Source organism: Alicyclobacillus hesperidum subsp. aegles (genome assembly GCF_027923525.1).
Taxonomy (GTDB): domain Bacteria; phylum Bacillota; class Bacilli; order Alicyclobacillales; family Alicyclobacillaceae; genus Alicyclobacillus; species Alicyclobacillus aegles.
In genome coordinates this window covers 1-1,841 of record NZ_BSBJ01000031.1, presented here as the reverse complement: position 1 = coordinate 1,841, position 1,841 = coordinate 1, and the positions used below count along the sequence as shown (strand labels likewise).

The window sequence follows — 1,841 nt, the reverse complement described above, 5'->3', positions numbered from 1 at the left end:
GCCCCCGGCTTACGTTTTGTTGCGCCACGATTCATGTTTTGTTGCGCAACAATTCCGCTGTTTTCCCAGTCGTCAGCAACTTTCCAGTTACGAACCTGGCTGTCAGAAACGCCAAGCTGTTGCGCGATATTCTTTAACGCGATCTGACCACCGCTCTCAAGCCAAATCCGTTTCGCTTCGTCGCGCTTTGGATTCCGGGGTCGCGGCACTACATCTCACCCCACCTCCAGATGATGGATTGAGTTGGTTTTGTGGGATTTCTCAAGCGAATTCTAAAAAGTCTAAGTAATTTTCTGTGTAAGCGAACGAGAGGGCGGTTTGTCCTCTCTCTTTACGCCACTGCCGTTCCAACTCGTGATTTCCCCGCTCAACCTATCGTGCACCTTATCGTTCACACGTATCATCGGGCAAGTCGCAAGCGTGCACATGCCTTTGGAGGTTAATACCATACGCAAGTACACACATGGGTAACCTTCTTGGCATAACACGCGTTCGACCTCCTTTAGCGCCACAAAAAAGGCCGCCCCACAGGGCAGCCGGAAGTGCGTCATCGAATTTTGGGTGCACTTATCCAAGGCCATTGTATCACGGGATTTCCGCACATAATCCGCATAATTTCCGCACACTTCACTGGGAATTTTCCAGATATAGAGTGAGACCAAGTAAATCCGCTAAAGTCATAATCGCTTCCGAGCGCTGACTCTCGAAATGCCGCATCCCGTAACACCACCGCGAATCTGCACGCAACAAGGCCTCATACGTCTCCTCATTCGACAGCTGCTCCCGCCCCATGAACTGCGTGCGGATGATCACCTCCTGATACCGCGGCAACCCACGCACAACGCGATTCACATCTTTCACGAACCACGCCATATACCGTAGCTTGCCGTCGATCACTGCTACGGGCGATCCCGGTCGAAAACCTGGCGCGTGAATGGAGTCCGGATCAGCCGCATTCTCGTACCCCGGCACAGGCGGCAGCTCCTCGCGCGGCACTGTGCCGGCATTCAGCAGCTGCACAAACCGACGATAGACCGCGAAATAAGCTTGTACAGCTTGTCGGGTTCGCACCTTGTCCACAACGTAGGTTGTCATGGCTTACACCTCCACCGGTACGCCGCGCACTCTGGCAATACGGACTTTCACAGCTTGCATCAACTCTTCCTGCCCGGTCGCTTTCTGCTCCAACGCCTTCACAGCTTCTTCGTCCATCGTATCTTCCGCCACGATCCGCAGGACGACGATGGGTCGTGTCTGTCCCTGTCGATGGACACGGGCATTTGCCTGCTGGTCCTCTTCCAGGCTCCAGATCTGGTCGTACCACACCACCGTCTGGCAACTAGATTCCTGAAGGTTCAGACCGTGCCCTGCCGACTTCGGGTGCAGCAACAACAGCGGAATCTCGTCGTTGTTCCAGGCTCGGATGTCCTCGTTCCCTTCACGCCCTTTACGCAAGACTCGAGCCTGCGGAAACCGCCGCTGAATGCGCTCCAGTGAATGCTTGAAGTTATAGAACACCATCACCGGTTTGCCGTTCGCAGCCTCGATGATGTCCTCCAGTGCATCCAGCTTCGCGTCGTGAATCAGCTTCACGCCGCGCTCTTCGTCGTACACTGCACCAGACGCCATTTGCAACAGCTTGTTGCTCAACACAGCCGCAGTGCTCGCCACCACATCAGCATCAGCAAACGGCAAAAGAAGATCCCGTTCCAGCTGCTCGTACAATGCTCTCGCCTTACCCTCAAGCCTGACCGGTACGATCCTGTCAACACGCGGCGGCAGTTCCAGCCAGTCTTCGGCCTTCATGCTCACCGCGATATCCGAGATGGCCTCAAAGATAC

General features: G+C 55.0%; 3 protein-coding genes. All 3 read right to left on the bottom strand.

Features of this window, described 5'->3' with window-relative positions:
* Nucleotides 1-209 (bottom strand): phage terminase small subunit-related protein (locus QMF38_RS09560; protein ID WP_281759292.1); only part of this gene is annotated, 209 nt, incomplete at its 3' end.
* A 418-nt stretch (nucleotides 210-627) separates the two neighbouring features.
* A complete protein-coding gene (locus QMF38_RS09555; protein WP_281759291.1) occupies nucleotides 628-1,095 on the bottom strand; it encodes a hypothetical protein in 468 nt (155 codons plus the stop codon).
* Nucleotides 1,096-1,098: 3 nt separating this feature from the next.
* A partial coding sequence (locus tag QMF38_RS09550) for a helicase-related protein (protein ID WP_281759290.1) occupies nucleotides 1,099-1,841 on the bottom strand: 743 nt, incomplete at its 5' end.